This is a genomic window from Vibrio sp. Vb0304 (genome assembly GCF_033338995.1).
GTDB classification, from domain to species: Bacteria; Pseudomonadota; Gammaproteobacteria; order Enterobacterales; family Vibrionaceae; genus Vibrio; species Vibrio alginolyticus.
The window spans coordinates 1-1,835 of record NZ_JAWOTT010000071.1 but is presented as its reverse complement, the minus strand read 5'-3'; the positions used below and the strand labels follow the sequence as shown (position 1 = coordinate 1,835).

Genomic DNA, 1,835 nt, shown 5'->3' with positions numbered 1-1,835 from the left:
TCACCGTCGAGTTGCTTTTCCGTCAACTCTTTCAACAGCGCCATCTGGTCTTGATCATCAAACAACGAAAAGCCCGCTTTTAAACCAAGCTGCTTGTCTTCACGTTTGATGATATTCAAGCCCAATGTATGGAAAGTAGAAACCATCAAACCTTTCGACTCGGCTTTACCCAAGGTTTGACCAACACGCTCTTTCATTTCGCGCGCGGCTTTGTTGGTAAAGGTCACGGCCGCGATGTTTCTTGCTTTGTAACCACATTGCTGAACCAAGTAAGCAATTTTATTAGTAATTACGCGCGTTTTACCTGAGCCTGCGCCGGCAAGCACTAGGCATGGACCAGACACGTATTTTACGGCTTCATCTTGTCTAGGGTTCAGCTTCATACAAATTCTCTGCGGGTGACAAATGTGGCGCCTATGATAAAGGGGTGGCTCTTTGAATGCTACGGTGATTTTCTCGTAAATTTTACCCCGATTGGTGCAACATTCTGTTGCATAGTAGACCAGACTTTAAGCTATAATGAATGAACGTTCATTCACTGGTAGTAGGATTATGACGGACAACCCTGCTGTAGATAAACGCGATCAAATACTTGCCGCTGCGGAGCAGTTAATTGCAGAGTCTGGCTTTCAAGGGCTTTCTATGCAAAAGCTGGCTAACGAAGCGGGTGTCGCCGCCGGGACGATTTATCGCTATTTCTCAGACAAAGAACATCTATTGGAAGAAGTGCGTCTTAACGTAGCCAAACGCATTGCCTCTGCAGTGCAAGCGGGTGTTAATGACGACATGCCATTGAAGGAACGCTATCGAACCATGTGGCTCAACATCTGGAATTTGGCGGGTTCCAACTTAAACGCCATCAGTAATCGAGTTCAATATGATTCGTTACCTTGCACGACAAGAAACAAGACGTGGGAACTTGAGCGAAAAATGTTTGCCCAAGTAGATCGCCTTTTCAACCAGGGCAAAGAAGAAGGGGTTTTTAAGCCTCTCGATAACGAAGTGCTCTCTGGATTAAGCTTTGAAGCAAGCGTCGCGCTTGCGAGAAAACATGCTTTGGGATTTTATCAATTGGACGACGATGCGCTGGAAGCAGCCATTGAAGCCAGTTGGGATGCAATTATTAAACACTAACTTGGAGTTCTTAATAGAATGAAAAAGTGGACTTTCTTTATGTTACTTATCGCCGTTCTCTTGTTCGGCAGCGTGATAGGTTTCAATTTATTTAAGCAACAAAAGATCGCTGAATACATGGCAAACCGTCCTGAACCTGAGTTCCCAGTAACCGTTACGGAAGTAAAAGCGGTGGATTGGGTACCAGTGATCGAGGCTATCGGTTTTATCGAGCCAAACCAAGGTGTGACGGTAGCGAACGAAACGAGCGGTGTTATCGACAAGATCGCTTTTGAATCAGGGACTCAAGTTGAAGCTGGCCAACCCCTCGTTTTGCTTGATTCTGAAGTGGAAAAAGCGAACTTGAAGAGTTCACAAGCGAAACTTCCTGCAGCAGAAGCGAAATACAAACGTTACCAAGGTCTGTTTAAGAAAGGTTCTATTTCTAAAGAAGCTTACGATGAAGCTGAAGCAAACTACTACTCGCTTAAAGCAGATATCGAGAGTTTAAAAGCAACCATCGATCGTCGTGAAATCAAAGCGCCATTTGCAGGTGTGGTTGGTATCCGTAACGTTTATCTTGGTCAATACATCCAAGCTGGTAGCGACATTGTTCGTCTAGAAGATAGCAGTGTAATGCGTCTGCGCTTTACCGTGCCTCAAACAGACATCTCGCGTATCAAACTTGACCAAGAAGTGGATATTTTTGTAGATGCCTACCC

General features: G+C 45.0%; 2 protein-coding genes and 1 pseudogene. 2 read left to right on the top strand and 1 reads right to left on the bottom strand.

What is annotated here, in order from left to right; translation table 11 throughout:
• The coding region (locus tag R7P35_RS23815; protein WP_318092790.1) for a UvrD-helicase domain-containing protein at positions 1 to 383 on the bottom strand (383 nt) is incomplete at its 3' end.
• Between the two features lie 169 nt (positions 384 to 552).
• On the opposite strand from R7P35_RS23815, the gene R7P35_RS23810 reads away from it, so the two are divergent.
• Both R7P35_RS23810 and vmeC read left to right on the top strand, forming a co-directional pair.
• A complete protein-coding gene (locus R7P35_RS23810) occupies positions 553 to 1,134 on the top strand; it encodes a TetR/AcrR family transcriptional regulator (protein WP_005487525.1) in 582 nt (193 codons plus the stop codon).
• Between the two features lie 18 nt (positions 1,135 to 1,152).
• A pseudogene (gene vmeC, locus R7P35_RS23805) lies at positions 1,153 to 1,835 on the top strand (multidrug efflux RND transporter periplasmic adaptor subunit VmeC); the annotation flags it as partial.

Bases quoted from the DNA above. Each gene is read 5' to 3' on its own strand.
- R7P35_RS23810 (WP_005487525.1), top strand. From the start codon at position 553: ATGACGGACAACCCTGCTGTAGATAAACGCGATCAAATACTTGCCGCT.